At 70.5% G+C, this 23,495-nt stretch carries 18 protein-coding genes and 1 pseudogene; 4 read left to right on the top strand and 15 right to left on the bottom strand.

Annotated elements, in window-relative coordinates; all coding sequences use genetic code 11:
• Window positions 1-144 precede the first annotated feature (144 nt).
• From P3T41_RS09500 to arc, 9 genes and pseudogenes are all read right to left on the bottom strand, one after another.
• The gene (locus P3T41_RS09500; RefSeq protein ID WP_280689197.1) at window positions 145-1,470 is read right to left on the bottom strand and encodes an FKBP-type peptidyl-prolyl cis-trans isomerase; all 1,326 of its coding nucleotides are present in this window, start codon (window positions 1,468-1,470) and stop codon (window positions 145-147) included.
• Window positions 1,471-1,622: 152 nt separating this feature from the next.
• The gene (locus tag P3T41_RS09505; RefSeq protein WP_280689198.1) at window positions 1,623-2,615 is read right to left on the bottom strand and encodes an FKBP-type peptidyl-prolyl cis-trans isomerase; all 993 of its coding nucleotides are present in this window, start codon (window positions 2,613-2,615) and stop codon (window positions 1,623-1,625) included.
• A gap of 167 nt (window positions 2,616-2,782) precedes the next feature.
• Complete coding sequence (gene pafA / locus P3T41_RS09510) at window positions 2,783-4,144, bottom strand: Pup--protein ligase (RefSeq protein ID WP_280689199.1); 1,362 nt, start codon at window positions 4,142-4,144, stop codon at window positions 2,783-2,785.
• 153 nt (window positions 4,145-4,297) lie between these two features.
• Window positions 4,298-5,131, bottom strand: a complete 834-nt coding sequence (prcA, locus tag P3T41_RS09515; protein ID WP_280689200.1) for a proteasome subunit alpha — start codon at window positions 5,129-5,131, stop codon at window positions 4,298-4,300.
• A 36-nt stretch (window positions 5,132-5,167) separates the two neighbouring features.
• Window positions 5,168-6,010, bottom strand: coding sequence for a proteasome subunit beta (gene prcB / locus P3T41_RS09520; RefSeq protein ID WP_280689201.1), 843 nt, complete (start codon window positions 6,008-6,010; stop codon window positions 5,168-5,170).
• A 20-nt stretch (window positions 6,011-6,030) separates the two neighbouring features.
• Window positions 6,031-6,555, bottom strand: a pseudogene (locus P3T41_RS09525) (endonuclease VII domain-containing protein); the annotation flags it as partial.
• Window positions 6,556-6,561: 6 nt separating this feature from the next.
• Window positions 6,562-6,780, bottom strand: coding sequence for a ubiquitin-like protein Pup (locus tag P3T41_RS09530; protein WP_280689202.1), 219 nt, complete (start codon window positions 6,778-6,780; stop codon window positions 6,562-6,564).
• A 178-nt stretch (window positions 6,781-6,958) separates the two neighbouring features.
• The gene (dop, locus tag P3T41_RS09535) at window positions 6,959-8,470 is read right to left on the bottom strand and encodes a depupylase/deamidase Dop (RefSeq protein WP_280689203.1); all 1,512 of its coding nucleotides are present in this window, start codon (window positions 8,468-8,470) and stop codon (window positions 6,959-6,961) included.
• A 139-nt stretch (window positions 8,471-8,609) separates the two neighbouring features.
• Window positions 8,610-10,376: a proteasome ATPase gene (arc, locus tag P3T41_RS09540; RefSeq protein ID WP_280689204.1), complete on the bottom strand. Its 1,767-nt coding sequence runs from the start codon at window positions 10,374-10,376 to the stop codon at window positions 8,610-8,612.
• Window positions 10,377-10,597: 221 nt separating this feature from the next.
• Here arc and P3T41_RS09545 point away from each other — a divergent pair, with 221 nt between their 5' ends.
• A complete protein-coding gene (locus tag P3T41_RS09545) occupies window positions 10,598-10,900 on the top strand; it encodes a ferredoxin (RefSeq protein ID WP_280689205.1) in 303 nt (100 codons plus the stop codon).
• A gap of 65 nt (window positions 10,901-10,965) precedes the next feature.
• On the opposite strand, the gene P3T41_RS09550 is transcribed toward P3T41_RS09545, so the two are convergent.
• From P3T41_RS09550 to P3T41_RS09560, 3 genes are all read right to left on the bottom strand, one after another.
• Window positions 10,966-11,616, bottom strand: coding sequence for a hypothetical protein (locus tag P3T41_RS09550; RefSeq protein ID WP_280689206.1), 651 nt, complete (start codon window positions 11,614-11,616; stop codon window positions 10,966-10,968).
• Window positions 11,617-11,791: 175 nt separating this feature from the next.
• Complete coding sequence (locus P3T41_RS09555; protein ID WP_280689207.1) at window positions 11,792-12,748, bottom strand: tRNA (adenine-N1)-methyltransferase; 957 nt, start codon at window positions 12,746-12,748, stop codon at window positions 11,792-11,794.
• 76 nt (window positions 12,749-12,824) lie between these two features.
• Window positions 12,825-14,051: a site-2 protease family protein gene (locus P3T41_RS09560; protein WP_280689208.1), complete on the bottom strand. Its 1,227-nt coding sequence runs from the start codon at window positions 14,049-14,051 to the stop codon at window positions 12,825-12,827.
• A 179-nt stretch (window positions 14,052-14,230) separates the two neighbouring features.
• Between P3T41_RS09560 and P3T41_RS09565 the strand changes: the two genes are divergently transcribed.
• Entirely contained in the window at window positions 14,231-15,133 is a 903-nt protein-coding gene (locus P3T41_RS09565; RefSeq protein WP_280689209.1) for a RecB family exonuclease, read from the top strand.
• Window positions 15,134-15,805 (top strand): response regulator transcription factor, encoded by a 672-nt coding sequence (locus P3T41_RS09570; protein WP_280689210.1) that lies wholly within the window; start codon window positions 15,134-15,136, stop codon window positions 15,803-15,805.
• A gap of 129 nt (window positions 15,806-15,934) precedes the next feature.
• On the opposite strand, the gene P3T41_RS09575 is transcribed toward P3T41_RS09570, so the two are convergent.
• The 3 genes from P3T41_RS09575 to metH all read right to left on the bottom strand — a co-directional run bounded on the left by P3T41_RS09575 (window position 15,935) and on the right by metH (window position 22,183).
• Window positions 15,935-17,551: an ABC transporter substrate-binding protein gene (locus P3T41_RS09575; RefSeq protein ID WP_280689211.1), complete on the bottom strand. Its 1,617-nt coding sequence runs from the start codon at window positions 17,549-17,551 to the stop codon at window positions 15,935-15,937.
• 302 nt (window positions 17,552-17,853) lie between these two features.
• The gene (locus P3T41_RS09580; protein WP_280689212.1) at window positions 17,854-18,558 is read right to left on the bottom strand and encodes an HAD family phosphatase; all 705 of its coding nucleotides are present in this window, start codon (window positions 18,556-18,558) and stop codon (window positions 17,854-17,856) included.
• A gap of 91 nt (window positions 18,559-18,649) precedes the next feature.
• Window positions 18,650-22,183, bottom strand: coding sequence for a methionine synthase (gene metH, locus P3T41_RS09585; protein ID WP_280689213.1), 3,534 nt, complete (start codon window positions 22,181-22,183; stop codon window positions 18,650-18,652).
• Window positions 22,184-22,447: 264 nt separating this feature from the next.
• Here metH and P3T41_RS09590 point away from each other — a divergent pair, with 264 nt between their 5' ends.
• A complete protein-coding gene (locus P3T41_RS09590) occupies window positions 22,448-23,440 on the top strand; it encodes a hypothetical protein (RefSeq protein ID WP_348533636.1) in 993 nt (330 codons plus the stop codon).
• Window positions 23,441-23,495: the final 55 nt, after the last annotated feature.

Consider the following 23,495-nt stretch of genomic DNA (forward strand, 5'->3'; position numbering starts at 1 on the left):
GCGGCCTCACATCAGTCCACACAGCACGGCGGCGGATCCGCCGCACGAGGGCTCCGCCAGGAACCACCGTACGGGCATCCGCCGCCCGCGCAGATCAGGCCCGGCCGCAGGTCGCCCCGCCGGCCGGAAGCCACCATCCTGCCATCACTGGCCGCCGGACCCCTGACCCGCGTCCAGAATGTCGATCACGAAGACCAGCGAGGCGTTGGCCGCGATGCCGCTGCCGGCCGGCGGCTGCGCACCGTAAGCCTGCGCGGCCGGGATCACCAACTCGATCCGGCTGCCGACGTTCTGGCCGACCACACCCTTGTCCCAGCCGGCGATGACCTGGCCGCCGCCGGTGACGAAGCTGAACGCCTGGCCCTTCTCCACCGAGGAGTCGAACTTCTTGCCGTCCTTCAGGGTCACCCCGGTGTACTGGACGACGACCTCCTCGCCGCTCTCCACCTTCGGGCCCTTGCCCTGGATCAGCACCGCGGTCTTCAGGTCGGTCGGGTCGGTGACGCCGGCCGGCGGGGTGATGGTGTCGGCGGTCTTGCCACCGTTCACCTTGACCTGCGGGAAGTCGGCCGGCGGGGCGGTCATGTCACCGCTCACCCGGGCGTCCGGCGCGCTCACCCGCTGGATGTCGATCACCAGGACCAGGGTGTCCTTGGCGCCCAGGCCCAGCTGCGCGTTGCCCTGGTCGCCGAAGGCGGCCGCCGGCGGAGCGACCACCAGCAGCCGGCTGCCCGCCTTCTGGCCCACCAGGGTGGCGTCCAGCGCCGGGATCACCTGTCCGGTGCCGGGCTGCAGGATCAGCGACTTGCCCTGGTCGTAGGAGCCCGGGATGTCCTTGCCGGTCTGCCAGTCCTTGAGGGTGAAGTCGGCGGAGACCCAGTCACCCTTGTTGATCTTGCCGCCGTCACCCTCGGAGATCGGCTTGACCACGAAGGTGCCGTCCGGCGCCTGCTGCGGCACCGTGATGTTCGCCTTCTTGCCGAAGTCGCCGGCGACCGTCGGCAGCACCTTCGCGTCGGTCTTGATCGGCGGCACGGGGGCCTGGCTCGGCGAGGGCGGGGTGCTCGGCGTGGCGGTGGCCGCGTCCGAGGCCTTGGCCGCCTTGTCGTTGTGCTGGTTCACGGCGTAGAGCCCGACGCCGCTGCCGACCAGCAGCAGCGTGATCACCACGCCGAGGATCACGCCCAGCCGGCCGCCGCCGCCCACGTTCTCGTAGTCGGCCTCGGAGATCTCCTGCTTGCGCACGGTGGAGGCGAAGACCTGCGGCTCCTCCGGCTTGGCGGCACCCGGGATCGGCGGCGCGCTCTCACCGGGCTTGGTCCAGCCCGCCTGCTGCTTGAGAATCGACGGGGGAATCACGATCGACTCACCGTCGCCAGGCAGCGGGCCTCCGGGCCGGGGCGCCGCCGGGTCGGCGACAGGGGCGCTCGCGGTGTCGGCCTCGCTCGGGCCCGACGGATTCTCAGCCATTTCTCCCCATCCTCGCCATCAGATCGCTCGCCGCTGTGCGAATCGGCAGCAGTATGTCAGCTTGCCATGAGCGCGGGCACTCATTGGGTGTGCATGACACACCAGGAGTACCCGCGCGCGTGACAGAAGCACCGCCGGCCGAGCAGCCGTGGTCAGACAGCTTCCAGGATGTCGATGACGAAGACCAGGGTGGAGTTGGCCGGAATTCCGCTCTGCGCGGTCGACCCGTAGCCCAGCGACGGCGGGATCACCAGCATCACCCGGCTGCCCACCGGCTGCCCCACCAGCCCCTGGTCCCAACCCGCGATCACGCTGCCGGTGCCCACCTGAAGCGCCTGCGCGCCGCCGTGGCTCCACGAGGAGTCGAACTGCTGCCCGTTGCTGTAGAGCACCCCGGTGTACTGCACCAGCAGGGTCTGGCCGGACTGCACCGGCTTGCCGTCGCCCTTGATCAGCACCGTGGTCTGCAGCGAGGTCGGCGCGGGCTGCCCGGCCGGGATGGTGATCGTCGGCGCGGCCTTGCCGTTGTCCTTGACCTGCGGCTGGTTGGCCGGCGGCTCGGTCTGCGTCCCGGTCACCACCGAGTCCGGCGGCACCGCCTCCACGATGTCCAGCGCGAACACCACGGTCTCGTCCTTGCCCACCCCGAGCTGCTGGTTACCGGTGCTGCCGAAGGCCGTCGAGGGCGGCGCCACCACCAGCACCCGGCTGCCCACCTTCTTGCCCACCACGCTCTGGTCGAAGGCCGGCACCAGCTGGCCGTTCCCCGCCTGGTAGAGCTGCGGCTTGGCGCCCGCGTCGTAGGAGCTCGACAGGTCCTTGCCGGTGGTCCAGTCCTTGGCGGAGTAGTTGACGGTCACCCAGTCGTTCTTGTTGACCGTCGCCCCCTCCCCCTCGGAGACCGTGGTGACCACGAACTGGCCGGTGGGCTGCCCGGTCAGCGTGATGGTGGCCTTCTTGCCGAAGTCCCCGCTGACCGTCGGCATCGGCGAGGCGGAACCCACCGGGGCGGGCACGCTGGGCGAGGCGCTGGTCGGTGCCGCGGACGGCCCCGCCTTCGTGGGGGTGCTGCTGCTGCACGCGGCGAGCACCAGCATCGGCAGGAGTACGAGCAGTCCGGCTCTGCGGCGCACGGCGATCCTCACGGTCGGTCACATTTACGGATCAGTAAACGTGATCAGCCTAGAACCAGCGCGCCCCGCCTCCCGAGGAGGCGGGGCCGCAGCGATCGGATCAACCCTCTTCACTCAGCCGATCAGGCCTCTCAGCGGCCCGCTCAGCCGGCCGCTCACCTGCCCTCTCACATGCCCGCTCACATGCCCGCGATCAGCTTCTCCACCCGCTCGTCCACCGAGCGGAACGGGTCCTTGCAGAGCACCGTGCGCTGCGCCTGGTCGTTCAGCTTCAGGTGCACCCAGTCCACCGTGAAGTCCCGCCGCTGCTCCTGCGCCTTGCGGATGAAGTCACCGCGCAGCCGGGCGCGAGTGGTCTGCGGCGGCACCGACTTGGCCTCGAAGACCTTCAGGTCGGTGGTCACCCGCTGCGCCTGCCCCTTGTTCTGCAGCAGGTAGAAGAGGCCGCGGCGGCGGTGGATGTCGTGGTACGCGAGATCGATCTGGGCGACCCGCGGGTTCGACATGCTCATCTGGTGCTTCTCCCGGTACCGCTCGATCAGCTGGTACTTCATGATCCAGTCGATCTCGGTGCCGACCTTGGCCAGATCCTCGGTGCGCACCGCCTCCAGGGTGCGGCCCCACAGCTCCAGCACCCGACCCACCGTGCCGGTGTTCAGCCCCTTGCGGTCGGCGAACTCCAGCGCCTTCGAGTAGTACTCCTCCTGGATCTCCAACGCGCTCGCCTCCCGCCCGTTGGCCAACCGCACCTGGTGGCGGCCGGTCAGGTCGTGGCTGACCTCGCGGATTGCCCGGATCGGGTTCTCCAGCGTCAGGTCGCGCATCACCACGCCCGCCTCGATCAGGCGCAGCACCAGATCGGTGGCGCCCACCTTGAGCAGCGTGGTGGTCTCCGACATGTTGGAGTCACCGACGATCACGTGCAGTCGGCGGTAGCGCTCGGCGTCCGCGTGCGGCTCGTCCCGGGTGTTGATGATCGGCCGGGACCGGGTGGTCGCCGAGCTGACGCCCTCCCAGATGTGCTCGGCCCGCTGGCTGACGCAGAAGACCGCGCCGCGCGGGGTCTGCAGCACCTTGCCCGCCCCGCAGATCAGCTGGCGGGTCACCAGGAACGGGATCAGCACGTCCGCCAGCCGGGAGAACTCCCCGTGTCGGGCCACCAGGTAGTTCTCGTGGCAGCCGTAGGAGTTGCCGGCCGAGTCGGTGTTGTTCTTGAAGAGGTAGACGTCCCCCGCGATGCCTTCCTCGTGCAGCCGCCGTTCGGCGTCCACCAGAAGGCCCTCGAGGATCCGCTCGCCCGCCTTGTCATGCGTCACCAGTTCGGTGACGTCATCGCACTCCGGGGTGGCGTACTCCGGGTGCGAACCGACATCGAGGTACAGGCGGGCGCCATTGCGCAGGAACACATTGCTGCTGCGGCCCCAGGAAACTACGCGGCGGAAGAGGTACCTGGCCACCTCGTCCGGAGACAGACGCCGTTGTCCCCGGAACGTACACGTGACGCCGTACTCGTTCTCCAGCCCGAAAATTCGGCGGTCCATGCCTGGACTTTACGCTTTTGGCGGGGATCTGAAACCGTTTTGGAGAGGCCAATCGGATCACGATCCGTGCCGGCCCGGTCACCCACGGGTCACCCGCGAGCACGCCGGTGGGGTGCGGCGGTCAGCCCGTCGCACCCCACCGGCGACCCGCCGTCACTCCTCGGCGCCGGGCTCCTCGGTAGCGGAGGTGGCGTCGGAGGTGGCGTCGGAGGTGGCGTCGGACGAGGCCGCAGCCGTGTCGGTACCCGCCTGCGGCTCCGCGTCCGAGTCCGCGTCGGTCGTGGCGTCGCCGCTCAGCAGCCGGCTCAGCTGGCCGCCCAGGATCCGCTTGAACTTGCGCTGCTGGGGCCGCTGCCGGTCCAGCACCGCCACCTCCAACTGCTCGGGGGTGAGGGTGCGCGGCGAGCCGCCGTTGGGGTCACGGGCCAGCGACTCGACAGCCACCCCGAGCGCCTCGGACAGGCTCATCCCGACCCGGTGGCGCTGCCCGAGGTAGTTCCCGATCGAGTCGGCGTTGCCACCGACCACCACCGAGTTCTGCTCGTCGACCACCGAACCGTCAGGGGTGAGCCGGTAGATCTGGTCGTCCTCGGGGCCCTTGCCCACCTCGGCGACGATCAGCTCCACCTCGTACGGCTTCTCGCCGACCGACGAGAAGATGGTGCCCAGCGTCTGCGCGTAGACGTTGGCCAACCCACGGGCCGTCACATCGGCCCGGTCGTAGGAGTACCCGCGCAGATCGGCGTAGCGCACGCCGCCGATCCGCAGGTTCTCGAACTCGTTGTAGCGACCGACCGCGGCGAAGGCGATCTTGTCGTAGATCTCGGACACCTTGTGCAGCGCCCGGGAGGTGTTCTCGGCCACGAAGACGATGCCGTCGGCGTAGGTGAGCACGACCACGCTGCGACCACGCGCGATGCCCTTGCGGGCGTATTCCGCGCGGTCCGCCATGGCCTGCTGCGGCGAGACGTAGAACGGTGTGGACACCGGCGGGTCATCCCCTTCTGGTGGTGGACGGCGGAGTTAGAGGAGCGGAGCCTGGGGACCGTCGGGCTGGTTGCGGCGGTGTTCGGTGATCGAGATCGCGATCTCGCCCACCTCCTGCTCGGAGAGCCGGCGGAAACCGTCCGCGGTGATCAGCGAGACGATCGGGAAGATCCGGCGGGCCAGGTCGGGACCGCCGGTGGCCGAGTCGTCATCGGCCGCGTCGTACAGCGCCTGGACCACCAGGGTGGCGGCCTGATCCGCCGTCAGGTCGCTGCGGTAGAGCTTCTTGAGCGAGCCTCGGGCGAAGACCGAGCCGGAGCCGGTCGCGGCGAAGCCGCGCTCCTCGGAGCGCCCACCGGTGACGTCGTAGGTGAAGATCCGCCCGCGCCCCAGGTCCAGGTCGTACCCCGCGAACAGCGGCACCACGGCCAGCCCCTGCATCGCCATCCCCAGGTTGCCCCGGATCATGGTGGTCAGCCGGTTGGCCTTGCCCTCCAGCGAGAGCACGGTGCCCTCGATCTTCTCGTAGTGCTCCAACTCCAGCTGGAACAGCCGCACCATCTCGACCGCGAGCCCCGCGGTGCCGGCGATGCCGACCGCGCTGTACTCGTCGGCCGGGAAGACCTTCTCGATGTCGCGCTGGGCGATCACGTTGCCCATGGTGGCCCGCCGGTCACCGGCGATCACCACACCACCGTCGAAGACCGCCGAGACGATGGTCGTCCCGTGCGGCGCCTCGATCGTCAGCCCTTCGGGCAGGGCGCGGCGGCCGGGGATGAGTTCCGGCGAGTGCTCCGCCAGGAACTCCATGAAGGAGGAATGTCCGGGGGTGAGGAAGGCAGCCGGTAGACGCCCGGTGCCACGAGTGTTGGCTTCCACACGATTCCTTCCAGGTAGTCGGCAGCCCGCCGGAGCGCGTCGGGCCGGTCCCGCATCTGCCCCAGCGCCGCGTTGCACGCGAAACAGAGGATGCCACGGACCCTACCCGTTTCGTGGTCGTGATCCACATGCTCTGCGCGTTTGTCCTGGCAGATCGGGCAGATGTGGCACTGCTCCTTGAGCATGGCCTGGAGGTCGGCTTCGGTCATGCCGTAGGTACGGCGGAAATGGCTCTCACGATTCCGGGCCGAACGACACGGCTTGCAGTACGGCGCCAGGCCGCTTGACTGCTTCGCGTTCCTGTCCCACTCGGAATGCGGTTTCACCTCGCCGCAATCAGGGCACCGCTTGTGACCTTCAGGCACTTCGACGCGCGGCCTCGGGATTCTCCCCTTCGCCCGCTGCCGCGCGTCGTAGTACTTCGCTGAACATTCACGACAATAGGCCTGCAGGCCGCTCTTCATCGACCTATTGCGCGCAAACTGAGCACGGCCCGGCCATTGCTGGCACCGACTGCACCATGCCCGATTTTCAAATTCGGACATCTGGGATTATTGTCCACCCTTCTGGACAAATCCCCGAACGAAGTCCTCTGCGTTGGACTCGAGCACTTCATCGATTTCGTCCAGCACGGAATCGACGTCCTCGCTCAGCTTCTCCTGACGCTCCTTGAGCTCCTCGGACTGCTCCGCCTCCGCGGTCTGCTCCTCGACGTCCTCCGAGGAGCGGTTCGCCCGCTGCTGGCCGCCGCCGGTGTCCTTGGTCGCCATGTCCCTCACCCCGCTCGCAATCGTCTGGCACGGTTGGTCGGTCCGGGCTTGCTGCTCAGACCCTATACACCGGGTGGCGCGAGGCGCTGCCCGTTCGTGGTTGGTACTTGATGAAACGCCGGAACCTCACCCTGATGATTCCCATCGCCGGGGGCTTTCACCCGTGGTGACGGATCACTCACCCACCGCTCAGCACCCGGACCAGTTCCTCGGCGGTGCGGCAGCGGTCGAGCAGTTCCTTGACGTGGTTGCGGGTGCCGCGCAGGGGCTCCAGGGTGGGGACCCGCTGCAGCGAGTCGCGGCCCGGCAGGTCGAAGATGACGGAGTCCCAGGAGGCCGCGGCCACGTGCTCGGCGTACTGGTCGAGGCAGCGGCCGCGGAAGTAGGCGCGGGTGTCGTCCGGGGGCTGGTGGACGGCGCGCAGCACCTCTTCCTCGGTGAGCAGGCGCTCGAAGCGGCCGCGGGCGACCAGGCGGTTGTAGAGGCCCTTCTCGGCGCGCACGTCGCTGTACTGGAGGTCGACCAGGTGCAGCCGGGGGTTGTCCCAGTCCAGGCCGTCGCGCTGGCGGTAGCCCTCCAGCAGTTCCTTCTTGGCGACCCAGTCGAGCTGCTTGGACAGGCTCATCGGGTCGCGCTCCAGCTTGCCGAGCACGTCCTCCCAGCGGCTGAGCACGTCCTTGGTCTGCTCGTCGGCGTCGTGGCCGTAGCGGTCCTCGACGTACTTGCGGGCCAGTTCGTAGTACTCCATCTGAAGCTGGACGGCGGTGAGCTTGCGGCCGTTGCGCAGCGTGATCTGGTACCGCAGCTCGTGGTCGTGGGAGACCCGGTGCAGGGTGCGCACGGGCTGGTCGACGGCGAGGTCGACGGCGATGAAGCCGTCCTCGATCATGGCCAGCACCAGCGAGGTGGTGCCGAGCTTGAGGTAGGTGGAGATCTCCGAGAGGTTGGCGTCGCCGATGATCACGTGCAGCCGGCGGTACTTCTCCGCGTCGGCGTGCGGCTCGTCGCGGGTGTTGATGATCGGGCGCTTGAGGGTGGTCTCCAGGCCGACCTCGACCTCGAAGTAGTCGGCCCGCTGGCTGAGCTGGAAGCCGTGGGCGGAGCCGTCCTGGCCGATGCCGACCCGGCCGGCGCCGGTGACCACCGGGCGGGAGACGAAGAACGGGGTGAGGTGGCGCACGATGTCGGCGAACGGGGTGGCCCGCTGCATCAGGTAGTTCTCGTGGGTGCCGTAGGAGGCGCCCTTGTTGTCGGTGTTGTTCTTGTAGAGGTGGATGTTCTGCCCGTTGGGCAGCTCCAGGGCGCGGGCGGCCGCCTCGGCCATGATCCGCTCGCCGGCCTTGTCCCAGAGCACGGCGTCGCGCGGGTTGGTCACCTCGGGCGAGCTGTACTCGGGGTGTGCGTGGTCGACGTAGAAGCGGGCTCCGTTGGTGAGGATGATGTTGGCCAGGCCGATGTCCTCGTCGGTGAGTTGGCTGGCGTCGGCCACCTCCCGGGCGAGGTCGAATCCCCTCGCGTCCCGCAGCGGGTTCTCCTCCTCGAAGTCCCAGCGGGCGCGGCGCGCCCGGTGCATCGCCGCCGCGTAGGCGTTGACGATCTGGGACGAGGTGAGCATGGCGTTGGCGTTGGGGTGTCCGGGTACGGAGATCCCGTACTCGGTCTCGATGCCCATCACGCGCCTTACGGTCATGCGGCCCTCCTTGCCCGTCGCTCCGCCCCGAGCGGGCGGGGCACCGACGTCCCTGCTGTGCCACCGCGGCTGACGGACCGTCGGGTCCGCCAGCCGCGTCTGTCGAGCCTGTCCGGCCTGCCGGGGCCGTGGGCGCTTGCTACAGGTACTGCCCGGTGTTGGCGACGGTGTCGATGGAGCGGCCGGACTCCGCGCCCTGCTTGCCGGTGACCAGCGTGCGGATGAAGACGATCCGCTCGCCCTTCTTGCCCGAGATCCGAGCCCAGTCGTCCGGGTTGGTGGTGTTGGGCAGGTCCTCGTTCTCCTTGAACTCGTCCACGCAGGCGGCGAGCAGGTGGGAGACCCGCAGACCGCGCTGGCCGTGGTCGAGGAAGTCCTTGATCGCCATCTTCTTGGCCCGGTCCACGATGTTCTGGATCATGGCGCCGGAGTTGAAGTCCTTGAAGTAGAGGACTTCCTTGTCACCGTTGGCGTAGGTGACCTCCAGGAAGCGGTTCTCCTCGCTCTCGGTGTACATCCGCTCGACCACGGTCTGGATCATGGCGAGCACGGTGGTGTCCACCGAGCCCTCGTGCTCCTTGAGGTCGTCGGGGTGGAAGGGCAGCGAGTTCCTGAGGTACTTGGAGAAGATGTCCTTGGCGGCCTCGGCGTCCGGACGCTCGATCTTGATCTTGACGTCGAGTCGGCCGGGGCGCAGGATCGCCGGGTCGATCATGTCCTCGCGGTTCGAGGCGCCGATCACGATGACGTTCTCCAGGCCCTCCACGCCGTCGATCTCGGCGAGCAGCTGGGGGACGATGGTGTTCTCCACGTCCGAGCTGATGCCGGAGCCGCGGGTGCGGAAGAGCGACTCCATCTCGTCGAAGAAGACGATGACGGGGGTGCCCTCGCTGGCCTTCTCGCGCGCCCGCTGGAAGACCAGGCGGATCTGCCGCTCGGTCTCGCCGACGAACTTGTTGAGCAGCTCGGGGCCCTTGATGTTGAGGAAGTAGCTCTTGCCCTGCGGACGGCCGGTGACCTCGGCGACCTTCTTGGCGAGCGAGTTGGCCACCGCCTTGGCGATCAGCGTCTTGCCGCAGCCGGGCGGGCCGTAGAGGAGGACGCCCTTGGGCGGGCGCAGCTCGTACTCCTTGAAGAGGTCGGCGTGCAGGTAGGGCAGTTCGACCGCGTCGCGGATCTGCTCGATCTGGTTGGCGAGGCCGCCGATCTGGCGGTAGTCGATGTCCGGGACCTCTTCGAGGACCAGTTCCTCGACTTCGGCCTTGGGAACCACCTCGTAGACGTAGCCGGAGCGCGGCTCCAGCAGCAGCGCGTCGCCGGCGCGCAGCGTGATGTCACGCAGCGGCTCGGCCAGCCGCACCACCCGCTCCTCGTCGGTGTGTCCGACGACCAGCGCGCGTTCGCCGTCCTCGAGCACCTCCTTGAGGGTGACGAGGTCGCCGATCGACTCGAAGGCGAAGGCGTCGACGATGTTGAGTGCCTCGTTGAGCAGGACTTCCTGCCCGCGACGCAGCTCGTCCAGGTCGATGGTGGGGCTGACGTTGACGCGCAGCTTTCGCCCGCCCGTGAAGATGTCGGCGGTGCCGTCCTCGTTCTGCGTGAGGAAGGTGCCGAATCCGGCGGGGGGCTGGGCCAGCCGGTCCACTTCCTCCTTGAGGGCCACGATCTGGTCGCGGGCCTCGCGCAGGGTGGCTGCGAGCCGCTCGTTCTGAGCGGTCACGCCGGCCAGGTTGGTCTGAAGCTCGACGATCCGGTCTTCGAGAACTCTCGAAGAGCGCGGGGAGTCGGCCAGCTTGCGACGCAGCACGGCGATCTCCTGCTCCAGGTACGAGACCTGTGCGGCCTCGTCGGAACCACGGGCGGGCTTGCCGGCACTGCGGTTGTAGTCGTCATCGTGGGCTGCCACGGTCCTCACCTCCTCCGGGGAGCGGGATGCTTCCAGACCCTACCTGCACTAGGGGTCGCGTAAACCCCTAGATCAAGAAAGACGGAAGGGGTGTGTCCGATCTTCACCCGTGTGTGCTTCCCCTCGGCAAGCAGATACCCACCGCACACGCCCGGAAAGCGGGCGGAGGGTAGGGTCGAGCGAGTCAATATCCGATCGTGACCGTTTCTAGGCAGGAACCGATGTCAGTGACCAGTGGGGCGGGTGCCGCCGAGCCTCTCGAGGTGTGGATCGATCAGGACCTGTGCACCGGGGACGGGATCTGTGTCCAGTACGCGCCGGAGGTCTTCGAACTGGACATCGACGGTCTGGCCTATGTGAAGGGCGAGGACGACGAGTTGCGCCAGCAGCCGGGGGCCACCACGCGGGTGCCGCTGACGCTGCTTCAGGACGTGGTGGACTCGGCGAAGGACTGCCCGGGCGACTGCATCCACGTGCGACGGGTCGCCGACCGGGTCGAGGTGTACGGGCCGGACGCGGACTGAGCCGCGAATGGCCCCTGGCCGGGGCGAGTTGGCGCCCCGTCAGGCTGAGCGGTGCTGACCCTCGGTCAGGTCGCGGCGGTCGGGGCGATCTGCTGGGTGCGCTGGTAGCCGTCGGCGTGCCGGGTCCAGTTGAACTGGACGGTCAGGTCGGGGCAGCAGCGCGGCACGTCGGCGGTGGAGTAGCCCTTGGCGATGGCGGTGATGGTGCCGTCGGAGCGCAGCGCGAGCCGGGTCACGATGAAGCCCTCCTGCCAGCGCAGCAGGGTGTCGCGCACGGCCGGGTGGCCGTCCTGGCCGGGGGCGAGGACGAAGACGCCGTCGGGGGCGGTGCCGCTGCCGGCCTGGCAGTGGGCGGCGACCACGGTGGCCGGGGTCCCGTCGCCCAGGTCGGCGGTGAAGCTGATCGACACGGCGGTGGGCATCGGTCCGCAGTCCAGCGGGAGCTGGGCCTGGGCGGGGTCCGGGGCCTGCGCGGTGGGCAGCGCGTGCGGGGTGTCGGTGGCGCCCTGCGCGCTGCCCGGGGCGGCGAGCGGGTGGCTCGCGACGCTCGGTGCGGCGGCCAGCGTGCCGGTGACCAGGGCGGTGCAGGCCAGCACGACCAGGCCCCAGCGCCAGGGGCCCGAGCGGGCGGCGGCGGGTGCCGGCGCCTGGGCACCCTCGGTGGGTCGGGGGGTGCGCGCCGGATCGGGTGCCGTCGTGTCCGCTGCGTTGGCCAAGAGGTCCCCTCCACCGGCCCGGGGTGAACGTGTACGCGCAGATCGTCGCACATGGGCGCGGTGTGGTCGGCACCGGGGGCGCCGCCCGTCGAGCGGCCGGCCGAACGCCTCGGGGGCGGCGCTCCGGGCGGGAGCGCCGCCCCCGAGGGCGGACGGGCGGGACGGGTCGTCCCGGTCAGTCCTGGTCGATCACCGGCGTGGCGGCCTTGGCGGCGGCCCGGGCGGCGGCGCGCTCGGCCAGGCTGGTCTCGGCCGAGCCGTTGTCGTAGTCCTCGCCGTAGGCGCCCTTGGCGGGGCGGCGGCGGCGCAGCGGCGGCTCGACGCCGTCGGCCAGCCGGCGGGAGGTGAGCAGGAAGCCGGTGTGCCCGATCATCCGGTGGTCGGGGCGGACGGCCAGGCCTTCGACGTGCCAGGTGCGGACCATGGTCTCCCAGGACTGCGGCTCGGTGAAGGTGCCGTGCTCGCGCAGCGCCTCGACGGTGCGCGACAGCTGGGTGGTGGTGGCCACGTAGCAGCAGATCAGGCCGCCGGGGACGAGCGCCTTGGCGGCGACGTCCAGGCACTCCCAGGGCGCCAGCATGTCCAGGATGATCCGGTCGACGTCGCTCTCCACCAGGTTGTCCTGGAGGTCGCCGACGGTGAGCTTCCAGGCCGGGTGGGCGCCGCCGAAGTAGCGCTCGACGTTGCTGCGGGCGATGTCCGCGAAGTCCTGGCGGCGCTCGTAGGAGGCCAGCAGCCCGGTGTCGCCGACGGCCCGCAGCAGGTAGGTGCTGAGCGCGCCGGAGCCGACGCCGGCCTCGACCACGCGGGCGCCGGCGAAGATGTCGGCCATGGCCAGGATCTGCCCCGCGTCCTTGGGGTAGATCACGGCGGCGCCGCGGGGCATGGACAGGACGTAGTCGGGGAGCAGGGGGCGCAGCGCGAGATAGGGGACGTTCCCGGTGGTGCGCACGACGGTGCCCTCGGGGGCGCCGATCAGCTCATCATGCGGGAACGCGCCCTTGTGGGTGTGGAAGTTCTTTCCACCCTCGAGCGTGAACGTGTAGTGACGGCCCTTGGGGTCGGTCAGCTGAACCTGATCCCCGACCGTGAATGGCCCCCGCCTGCGGGTGGCACCGGTCGGTTCGGACATGCCGACAATCCTATCCCGGCCCGGACACCGCTCGACGCCGGGCGATCATCACGGTCCGTGACCGGCAGCTGTGGGCTCAGCGGCCGGTGAGCACCGCGCTCAGCCGGCGTTCGACGTCGGAGACGGCGAGCACGCCGTAGGGCCGGCCGTCCTCCTCGACCACCAGGTACTCGCTGGCCGGGGTGGTGCGCAGCGCGGCCAGCAGCTGCTCGCCGTCCAGGTCGGCGGAGATCCGCAGGCCGGGTTCGAGCGAGCGGGCCAGCGCCCCGACGGCCACCCAGGGGCGGCGGTGCTCCGGGACCTGGAGCACGGCGGCCTCCTTGACCAGCGCGATCGGGTCGCCGTGGCCGTCGATCACCACCACCGCGCCGGCCTGGGCCTCGCGGGCCTGGCGCAGCGCCTCGGCGAGCGGGGTCTCGGCGGTGACCGAGACGGCCCGGCGGGTCAGGCCGCGCACCGCCAGGCCGGGCAGCGCCTCCTTGAGTCTCGCGTTGCGCAGGGCCCCGCCGGCGCCGTTCCAGATCACCACGGCGAGCACCGCGGCCAGCACCGAGTCGAGCAGCGCCTGGCTGCCGCTCTGCTGGGCGCCGGCCCGGGCCGAGCTGATCGCGGGCAGGCCGAACAGCACGACCAGGGCGAGCACCCGCCCGGCCCAGGCGGCCGCGATGGTGCCGGTCATCTGGCGTCCGGTCAGGCCCCAGACCACGGCGCGCAGCATCCGGCCGCCGTCCAGTGGCAGGCCGGGCAGCAGGTTGAAGACGGCGACCACCAGGTTGGCCACCATCAGGCCGGCCAGCAGCACGCCGGGCACGGTCTCCAGCTCGACCAGGTCCAGGAAGAGCCAGCAGATCCCGCCGAGCACCAGGGAGAGCAGCGGCCCGACGAAGGCCAGCCAGAACTCCCGGCCAGGGGTCTCGGCCTCCTTCTCGATCTCGGAGATGCCGCCGAAGAACTGCAGTTGGATCCGGCGGACCCCGAGCTTGTAGCGCAGCGCGACCAGGGTGTGGGCCAGCTCGTGGACCAGGACGGAGGCGTAGAAGGCGATCGCGAAGGAGAGCGCCACCAGGTAGCGGGTGAAGCCGAGGCCGGGCAGCACGTTGGAGAGCTGGTCGCCGAAGAGCCAGGTGATCAGGGCGGCGATCAGGAACCAGGTGGGGGTGACGTAGATCGGCACGCCGAACGGACGGCCCATCAGGATCGCGCCGCCGGGACGCTCCGGCTCCTTGGCGGGGCCGTCGGGGCCGGCGGGACCGTTCTGGCGTGGCGGTTGCTGTGAGGTCTGCTGCCCTGTGGTGTCGCTCACCGTGACCCCTTCAGGTCGTCGTCCCCGCCTCGGCCCCGTCCCTGGCGGGCGGAGGCTGCCCACGCTACGTGATCTCGGACCGCGATGGCGTGAGTGCCCCCTGGTGAACGTTCTACCCAACTTGCGGGCGGTGAGTGGTCTGACAGCCGGATGACAGCCGGACCCCATAGGGTCTGGGTATGCAGCAGACCGAGACCGCCCGCCAGGCCGTGCCGCCGAGCGGGCTGTCCCCTTCGCGCGCCGGGGACTTCCTGACCTGCCCGCTGCTCTACCGGCTGCGGGTGATCGACAAGCTGCCGGAGCCGCCGAGCCAGGCGGCCACCCGGGGCACCCTGGTGCACGCGGTGCTGGAGCGGCTCTTCGACCACCCGGCCGGCGAGCGGACCCCGCAGCGCGCGCTGGAGCTGCTGCGCCCGCAGTGGGAGCGGCTGCTGGGTGAGCGGCCGGAGCTGGCCGAACTGTTCCCGGGTGCGGACGGGGGCGGGGCCGGGGAGGCGGCCGAGCAGTTGGCGCGCTGGCTGGCGGACGCCGAGAAGCTGCTCGCCCAGTGGTTCCGGCTGGAGGACCCGACCCGGCTGGAGCCGGTGGAGCGCGAGCTGTACGTGGAGACCGTGCTCGACTCGGGGCTGAAGCTGCGCGGCTACATCGACCGGGTCGACGTGGCGCCCACCGGCGAGGTGCGGCTGGTGGACTACAAGACCGGGCGCGCGCCCTCGCGGGACTTCGAGGGCAAGGCGATGTTCCAGATGAAGTTCTACGCCCTGGTGGTGTGGCGCTGGAAGGGCGTGCTGCCCAAGCGGCTGCAGCTGGTGTACCTGGGCGGCGGCGGTGACGTGGTCAGCTACGACCCGGACGAGGCGGACCTGCGCTCGGTGGAGCGCAAGCTGCTGGCGCTCTGGGAGACCATCGGCCGGGCGGTGGCCACCGGGGAGTTCCCGGCCACCCGCAACCGGCTCTGCGACTGGTGCGACCATCAGGCGAGCTGCCCGGAGTTCGGCGGGACTCCCCCGCCCTACCCCCTGCCGATCACCGGGCTGCCGCCGCAGAAGACCGTGACGAGCATGACGAGCAAGGAGTCCTAGGTGGCGATCCGAGTGCTGCTGGTCGACGACCAGCCACTGCTGCGCACCGGTTTCCGGATGATTCTGGAGGCCGAGTCCGATCTGGTGGTGGTGGGCGAGGCCGGGGACGGTCAGCAGGCGCTGGAACAGGTGCGGGCCCTGCAGCCCGATGTGGTGCTGATGGACATCCGGATGCCCCGGATGGACGGGGTGGAGGCGACCAGACGGATCGTCGGGCCGGGTCGGGACGGCCCGGTGAAGGTGCTGGTGCTGACCACCTTCGACCTGGACGAGTACGTGGTGGAGGCGCTGCGGGCCGGGGCCAGCGGGTTCCTGCTCAAGGACGTGCCGGCCGAGGAGCTGGTGCAGGCGATCCGGGTGGTGGCCGACGGGGCCGCGATGCTGGCGCCCTCGATCACCCGCCGGCTGCTGGACATGTACGCGACCCGGCTGCCCTCGGGCGACGAGACGCCCTCGCCCGCGCTGACCGCGCTGACCGAGCGGGAGATGGAGGTGTTGCGGCTGGTCGCCAAGGGGCTGTCGAACGCCGAGATCGCCGCCGAGCTGTTCGTCAGCGAGACCACGGTGAAGACGCACGTGGGCCATGTGCTGACCAAGCTCGGGCTGCGCGACCGGGTGCAGGCCGCGGTCTTCGCCTACGAGAGCGGGCTGGTCCGGCCGGGCGCGGCATAGGCCCGGCCCTGCCCTGCCCTGCCCTGCGGCGGGAAACGATTCGTCGATTCGTCAGCTGGCAGCAGCCGTACGAGAAGCCCGAGGGGCCGTCCGGAGTTCCGGACGGCCCCTCGGCGTACCGCGCCCGGCTCAGCCGCGGCTGAGCTCGGAGAACCGGATCAGGGAGGTGGAGTCCACGGCGGCCTCCACGCCGTTGATGTCCTCGCGTGCGGTGTAGAGCGCCTTGCTCTGCACCAGCGGGACCATCGGGACGTCGACGGCCAGCTGGTTCTGGATGGTGCCGAAGGTGCCGGCGGACTGCAGGCGGTCGGCCTGGCGCTGGGTCTGCGGGAGCAGCTGCTGGCTGATCACCGGGTCGTCGAAGCCGTTGTGGAAGGATCCACCGTCGACCACCAGCGGCGCCACGAAGTCCTCGGCGTCCGGGTAGTCGGCGCTCCAGCCGGTGGTGTAGGCCTGGTAGCTGCCCTGTGCCCAGGCCTTGCGGTAGACGCTCCAGTCGGCCACCTGCTGGGTGGTGACCTGGAACAGCCCGCCGGCCTCCAGCTGCTTCTTCAGTGCCGCGGCCTCGGCGCCCGAGGCGGCGGCACCGGTCCAGGCGAGGTTGAACTTGACCGGCGTGGCGATCTTCGCGGTTGCCAGGATCGCCTTGGCCTTGGCCGCGTCCGGCTGACCGTACTTGTCGAAGAAGGCGGTGTTGTGCCCGGCGACGCCCTGCGGGACGACCGAGTAGAGCGGCTGCACGGTGTTCGAGAAGACCTGGCTGCTGAGCTGGTCGCGGTCGACCAGCTGGGCGGCGGCCTGGCGCACCGCCTGCTGACTCAGCGTCTGGTCCTTGGTGTTGAAGACCAGGAAGCCGGAGTCGCTGCCGTCCACCTCGGTGACCTTGAGGGTGCCCTTGCCGGCCGTCTGGTCGGCCTGCAGCTGGGCGGCCACCTTCGGGTCCAGGCTGTTGTCGGCCAGGTCGACCTGGCCGCTGTCCAGCGCGCTCTTCAGCTGGTCGGGCTGGGTGAAGAAGCGGACCGCGATCTTCGAGGTCTTCGCCTTCTCGTCGCCCTGGTACTTGCCGTTGGCCGACAGGCTGACCTTGGCGGGGGTCTTGGTGCCGTCCGAGGCGGTGGTCTCGTCCACCGAGTCGATCTTGTACGGCCCCGAACCGATCAGCTGGTCGTTGGCCAGCTCCTTGTCGGCCGGGAAGACGCTGTGGTCCACGATCGAGCCGGCGCCGCTGGCCAGCTTGTCCGGCAGCACCGCGTCGGGCTGGGTCAGGTGGAAGACCACGTCGCTGTCGCCCTGCGCCTCGACCGACTTGACGGTGTCGAGGAGCGAGGCGGGACCGTTCGGGTCGGCGATCTTCTTCATCCGGTTCACCGAGAAGACCACGTCCTGCGCGGTCAGCGGGTGGCCGTTGGAGAAGGTCAGGCCCTGGCGCAGGGTGCAGTGGTAGGTCATCGCGTCAGAGCTGAACTCGCAGGACTGCGCGGCGTCGGGCTGCGGCGTGGTGGCGCCGACCGGGAACCGGAGCAGCCCCTGGAAGGTGTTCTCCAGGATCAGCCAGGAGCCGATGTCGTAGGCACCGGCCGGGTCGAGCACGGTGGTGCTGTTGACGGTGCCCAGGGTGATCGGGCTGCTGCTGCCGCCACCCGCGATGGACTTGACCGAGCCGCAGCCGGCCAGCGAAGTGGCGACCAGGGCCGCACACCCCAGGGTCGCGATGCGCCCGGGCACGCGTCGTATGGCTGAAGTCATGCGTTCCTTCTCCGTGCAGGCCGGCCGTGGGGACCGGTGGGCAGGCCGCTGGACGGCCCCGGATCAGGGATTCGCGCCGCACGCTCTGCCCAAGGCGTGTCGGGATAGACCGCGCCAGCCTGCCATATCCCGCAGGTCGCGCTCACCGCCGCCGGGGAACGGGGTATGCGAAGGACGTGCGCAGAGCCGACGAGTTGTCAGCCGATGTCCGGTTTCGCCCTACCAGGCCGGGCCGACTCGCGGCCCGGCGGGCGGGAAAAGGAGACGAGCGTCACATTCGGGCGGCGAAATCACAGGTGGTATCACACCTGGGCGGCGACCGCCGAGCGCAGCAGGTCCAGGTCGAGTTCGGCCAGCGAGCGCAGCACAACGCGCCCGGGAGCGGCGGCGATCGGCGCCACCGAAGGCACCGCGATCACCGGACAGCCGGCCGCCTCGCCGGCCTGGACGCCCAGCGGCGCGTCCTCGATCACCACGCAGCGGGCCGGTGTGGCGCCGAAGCGGGCGACCGCGGCCAGGTACGGGTCGGGGTGCGGCTTGGTGCGGGTCACCTCGTCACCGGCCACCGAGAAGGCGAACGGGTGGTCCCCGAGGTTCTTCAGGACCAGGTCGATGATCCGCCGGTGCGAGGCGGAGACCAGCGCGGCCGGGATCCGGTGCTCGGCGAGCAGCGCCAGCAGCTCGGCGGCGCCGGGCATCAGCGGCGCGCCACCGTCCAGCAGTTCGACGAAACGCTCGTTGATCCCGACGGCCAGCTCGGCCGGGCTCACCTCCAGGCCGGTGACGCCGAGCAGGTAGTCGATCACCCGGGTCATCGGACCGCCGACCACGTGGGCCCGGTGCGAGTCGTCCAGCGGGTGGCCGAGTTCGGCGAAGAGCGAGGCCTCGGCCTGCCACCAGTACTGCTCGCTGTCGATCAGCGTGCCGTCCATGTCCACCAGCACCGCCTGCGGGTCCGGGCCGCCGAGCGCGTCGAGCTGCACGGCTGCGGTGTCGACAGTGGTCATGCGGCACGCTCCTTCGCTGTTCGACCCCGCCCCTGCGGAGCGGGGTCGTCCAGGATACGCGCCCGGACACGAACGGCACGCGACCAAGGCGTTACCGCGCGTTGAAGTACTTCGCCTCGGGGTGGTGGATCACGATGGCGTCGGTGGACTGCTCGGGGTGGAGCTGGAACTCCTCGGAGAGCACCACGCCGATCCGCTCCGGCTTGAGCAGCTCGGCGATCTTGGCGCGGTCCTCCAGCTCGGGGCAGGCACCGTAGCCGAGCGAGAAGCGGGCGCCGCGGTACTTGAGCGCGAACATGTCCCGGACGTCCTGCGGGTCCTCGTCGCCGAAGCCCAGCTCGAAGCGGACCCGGGCGTGCCAGAACTCGGCCAGCGCCTCGGCCAGTTGCACCGACAGGCCGTGCAGCTCCAGGTAGTCGCGGTAGGCGTTGGCCTGGAACAGCTCGTTCGCGGCCTCGGAGACCCGGTTGCCCATGGTGACCACCTGCAGGCCGAGCACGTCGCGCTCGCCGCTCTCCTCCGGACGGAAGAAGTCCGCCAGGCACAGGCGGCGGCCGCGCCGCTGGCGCGGGAAGGTGAACCGGGTGCGCTCGGTGCCGTCCTGGTGGTAGACGATCAGGTCGTCGCCCTTGGAGTTGGCCGGGTAGTAGCCGTAGATCACGGCCGGCTCCAACCAGCCCTCGGTCTGCAGCCGGTCCAGCCACATCCGCAGCCGCGGCCGGCCCTCGGTCTCCACCAGCTCCTCGTAGGACGGTCCCTGGCCGGTGCGCGCCGCCTTCAGACCCCACTGGCCCTTGAACAGCGCGTCCTCGTCCAGCCAGGAGGCGTAGTCGGCGAACGGGATGCCCTTGACGATCCGGTCGCCCCAGAACGGCGGGGTGGGCAGCCGGTTGTCCACCGCGACGTCCGAGCGGATCTGGCCGAGGTTCGGCTCCTGCTCCTCCTCGACCACCTCGGTGCGGGCGTGCCGGCGCTGGCGCAGCTCGGGCAGGGCCGCGCCCGGCACCCCGCGCTTGACGCCGATCAGCGCGTCCATCAGCTTGAGGCCCTCGAAGGCGTCCCGGGCGTAGCGGACCTCGCCCTCGTAGATGGCGTGCAGGTCCTGCTCGACGTAGGCCCGGGTGAGCGCGGCGCCGCCGAGGATCACCGGGAAGTCGGCGGCCAGCTTGCGCTGGTTCAGCTCCTCCAGGTTCTCCTTCATGATCACGGTGGACTTGACCAGCAGGCCCGACATGCCGATCACGTCCGCCCGGTGCTCCTGGGCGGCCTCCAGGATCGCCGAGACGGGCTGCTTGATGCCCAGGTTGACCACGGTGTAGCCGTTGTTGGACAGGATGATGTCCACCAGGTTCTTGCCGATGTCGTGCACGTCGCCCTTGACGGTGGCCAGCACGATGGTGCCCTTGCCCTCGTCGTCGGACTTCTCCATGTGCGGCTCCAGGTACGCCACCGCACCCTTCATCACCTCGGCGGACTGCAGGACGAAGGGCAGTTGCATCTGGCCGGAGCCGAACAGCTCGCCGACCACCTTCATGCCGTCCAGCAGCGTCTCGTTGACGATCGCCAGTGCCGGACGCTCGGTGAGCGCCTCGTCCAGGTCGGCCTCCAGGCCCTTGCGCTCGCCGTCGATGATCCGGCGCTTGAGCCGCTCCTCCAGCGGCAGCGCCGCCAGCTCCTCGGCCTTGGACGCGGCGCTGGAGGCGGCCGAGACGCCCTGGAAGATCTCGAGCAGCTTCTGCAGCGGGTCGTAGGCCGGTTCGTCCCCGTGCTCGGGGCGGCGCCGGTCGTAGACCAGGTCGAGCGCGACCTGGCGCTGCTCCTCGGGGATCCGCGCGATCGGCAGGATCTTGGCGGCGTGCACGATCGCCGAGTCCAGACCGGCTTCGACGCACTCGTGCAGGAAGACCGAGTTGATCACCTGACGGGCCGCCGGCGAGAGGCCGAAGGAGATGTTGGACAGGCCCAGCGTGGTCTGCACGTCCGGGTGACGGCGCTTCAGCTCGCGGATCGCCTCGATGGTCTCGATGCCGTCGCGGCGCGACTCCTCCTGCCCGGTGCCCAGGGTGAAGGCCAGGCAGTCCACCAGGATGTCGCTCTCGGCGATGCCGTACTCGCGGCCCAACTGCTCGATCAGCCGCTCGGCGATGGCGACCTTGGTCTCGGCGGTGCGGGCCTGACCGCTCTCGTCGATGGTCAGCGCGATCAGCGCCGCGCCGTGCTCGCGAGCCAGCGCCGCGACCTTGCCGAACCGGGTGTCGGGACCGTCGCCGTCCTCGTAGTTGACCGAGTTGAGCACCGCGCGCCCGCCCAGCAGCTCCAGGCCCGCGCGCAGCACCTGCGGCTCGGTGGAGTCCAGCACGATCGGCAGGGTGGAGGCCGTCGCGAGGCGGCCGGCGATCTCCTTCATGTCCGCTACGCCGTCGCGGCCCACGTAGTCCACGCACAGGTCCAGCAGGTGCGCGCCCTCGCGGATCTGCTCGCGGGCGATCTCCACGCAGGCCTGCCAGTCGCCGGCCAGCATCGACTCGCGGAACTTCTTCGAGCCGTTCGCGTTGGTCCGCTCGCCGATCGCCAGGTAGGAGGTGTCCTGGCGGAACGGGACCGCCTGGTAGAGCGAGGCGGCGGCCGGCTCGGGGCGCGGGTGGCGCTCGGCCAGCGGGCGGCCCTGGACCCGCTCGACCACCTGGCGCAGGTGCTCGGGTGTGGTGCCGCAGCAGCCGCCGACCAGCGACAGGCCGTACTCGCGGGTGAAGGTGTCGTGCGCGTCCGCCAGCTCGGCGGGGCTCAGCGGGTAGTGCGCACCGTCCTTGCCGAGCACCGGCAGACCGGCGTTCGGCATGCAGGAGAGCCCGATCCGGGCGTTCTTGGCCAGGTAGCGCAGGTGCTCGCTCATCTCGGCCGGGCCGGTGGCACAGTTCAGGCCGATGTAGTCGAGGGACAGCGGCTCCAACGCGGTCAGCGCGGCCCCGATCTCCGAGCCCAGCAGCATGGTGCCGGTGGTCTCGACCGTCACCTGGGCCAGCACCACCAGGTCGAGGCCGGCCTCGGCCAGCGCGTCCTTGCAGCCCAGCACCGCCGCCTTGGTCTGCAGCAGGTCCTGGCTGGTCTCCACCAGCAGCGCGTCCGCGCCGCCCGCGATCAGGCCGGCCGCGTTCTGCTTGAAGCCCTCGCGGACCAGGTCGAAGGTGGTGTGACCCAGCGTCGGCAGCTTGGTGCCCGGGCCGATCGAACCGAGCACCCAGCGGGTGCGGCCGTCCTCGTAGGAGTCGGCCACCTCGCGGGCGATCCGGGCGCCGGCCTCGGACAGCTCGAAGATCCGCTCGGGAATGTCGTACTCCCCCAGCGCCGTGAGGTTCGCGCCGAAGGTGTTGGTCTCCACGCAGTCCACGCCGACCGAGAAGTACGCCTGGTGCACCCCGCGCACGATGTCGGGACGGGTCACGTTCAGGACCTCGTTGCAGCCTTCCAGGTCCTGGAAGTCCTCGAGCGTCGGATTCTGTGCCTGCAGCATCGTCCCCATCGCGCCGTCGGCGACGACGACCCGGCTGGCGAGGGCCTCGCGCAGCGCGGTGGCGCGGGCCTGGTGGACGGCGGTCTGGGTGCCTGCGGGGACACTGGTGGCCATGGGGCTACTCCCTGGATGCGACGGCTGTCGGCTATGCGCACCCTCCGGACGGGGGCGCACCCCGCCAGCGTATCCGGCCGGGCGCTCTGCGACGGAGACCATTCCGTATGGTGGGCCATCAGAGCTGACCCAGGGGCGGAATTCGTGGTCGAAGCGTGGCATTCGAGCAGGTGGCGGCAGGTCTCGGCGAGGTGGCGGCAGGTCCTGGCGGGCGGTGGGCGGCGGCTGCGGGCCGGGTGGCGGGGCTGGTCACGGCGACGGCCGATCGTCACGCTCACCGCGCTGGCGCTGGTGGCCCTGCTGGTGCTGCCACCGGCCGGGATCGCCACGGCGCTGCGGCTGGAGGCCGCCGGGACGCCCTCCGCGCTGGCCCGCACCCGGGGGCAGGACGCGGCCTGGCTCGGGCACGCCTGGGTGGACGGCCGCAAGGGCCCGGCTGACCTGGCCGGGCTGCCGCAGCTGATCCAGGGCGGCATCCGGGACCTGTTCGTACATGCCGGCCCGCTGAACGACGACGGCTCGCTGCCCGCCGACCGCTACCCGCAGGCCGGCGCCCTGCTCGCGGCGGTGCACCGCGAACTGCCCGGTGTGCGGGTGCAGGCCTGGCTGGGCGACCTGGTGGCACCGGAGGAGGTCGGGCTCCACTTGGACGACCCGGCGGTTCGCCGACGGATCACCGACTCGGCGGCGCAGGTGCTGGACGCGGGCTTCGACGGCGTGCACTTCGACCTGGAGCCGGTGCACTCGGGCGACGCCGGCTACCTCGCGCTGCTCGACCAGGTGCACGCGCTGACCGCCGCGCGCGGCGTGCCGTTCTCGGTGGCCACCCCGCAGATCGATCCGCTACCGGGGCTGCACGCCGTGGCGGGCACCCTCACCGGGCATCCCAAGTGGTGGTCGCAGGCCTACTTCGGGCAGGTGGCGCGGCGGGTCGACCAGGTGGCGGTGATGTCCTACGACACCGCGATGCCGCTGCCCTCGCTCTACACCGGCTACGTCGCGCAGCAGACCGCGCTGGCCTTGGAGGTCACCCCGGCCTCGGTCGACCTGCTGATGGGGCTGCCCGCCTACGACGCCGACCAGGTGGGCCACCGGGGCTCGGCCGAGACGGTGGCGGCGGCGGTGCGCGGGGTGCGCCTGGCGCTGGGGCGGCACGCGGCGGGGCGGCAGGCCTTCGGGGTGGCCGTCTACGCGGACTTCACGGCGACGGCGGCGGACTGGGCGACGTACCGGCGGGACTGGTGCGGGCTGGACTGACCGGGCGGTGAGCGGTGCGAGGGGAACCGGTGCTGCCGAGCAGATCTGACGATCC

The sequence above is a fragment of the Kitasatospora sp. GAS204B genome (assembly GCF_029892155.1).
Taxonomy (GTDB): domain Bacteria; phylum Actinomycetota; class Actinomycetes; order Streptomycetales; family Streptomycetaceae; genus Kitasatospora.

Excerpts from the sequence above, each read along its gene's own strand:
- P3T41_RS09575 (WP_280689211.1), bottom strand. The coding sequence starts at position 17,551 with ATGACTTCAGCCATACGACGCGTGCCCGGGCGCATCGCGACCCTGGGG.
- P3T41_RS09530 (WP_280689202.1), bottom strand. The coding sequence starts at position 6,780 with ATGGCGACCAAGGACACCGGCGGCGGCCAGCAGCGGGCGAACCGCTCC.
- P3T41_RS09555 (WP_280689207.1), bottom strand. The coding sequence starts at position 12,748 with ATGTCCGAACCGACCGGTGCCACCCGCAGGCGGGGGCCATTCACGGTC.
- dop (WP_280689203.1), bottom strand. The coding sequence starts at position 8,470 with ATGACCGTAAGGCGCGTGATGGGCATCGAGACCGAGTACGGGATCTCC.
- P3T41_RS09565 (WP_280689209.1), top strand. The coding sequence starts at position 14,231 with ATGCAGCAGACCGAGACCGCCCGCCAGGCCGTGCCGCCGAGCGGGCTG.
- P3T41_RS09545 (WP_280689205.1), top strand. The coding sequence starts at position 10,598 with ATGTCAGTGACCAGTGGGGCGGGTGCCGCCGAGCCTCTCGAGGTGTGG.
- P3T41_RS09580 (WP_280689212.1), bottom strand. The coding sequence starts at position 18,558 with ATGACCACTGTCGACACCGCAGCCGTGCAGCTCGACGCGCTCGGCGGC.
- pafA (WP_280689199.1), bottom strand. The coding sequence starts at position 4,144 with ATGGACCGCCGAATTTTCGGGCTGGAGAACGAGTACGGCGTCACGTGT.
- metH (WP_280689213.1), bottom strand. The coding sequence starts at position 22,183 with ATGGCCACCAGTGTCCCCGCAGGCACCCAGACCGCCGTCCACCAGGCC.
- P3T41_RS09500 (WP_280689197.1), bottom strand. The coding sequence starts at position 1,470 with ATGGCTGAGAATCCGTCGGGCCCGAGCGAGGCCGACACCGCGAGCGCC.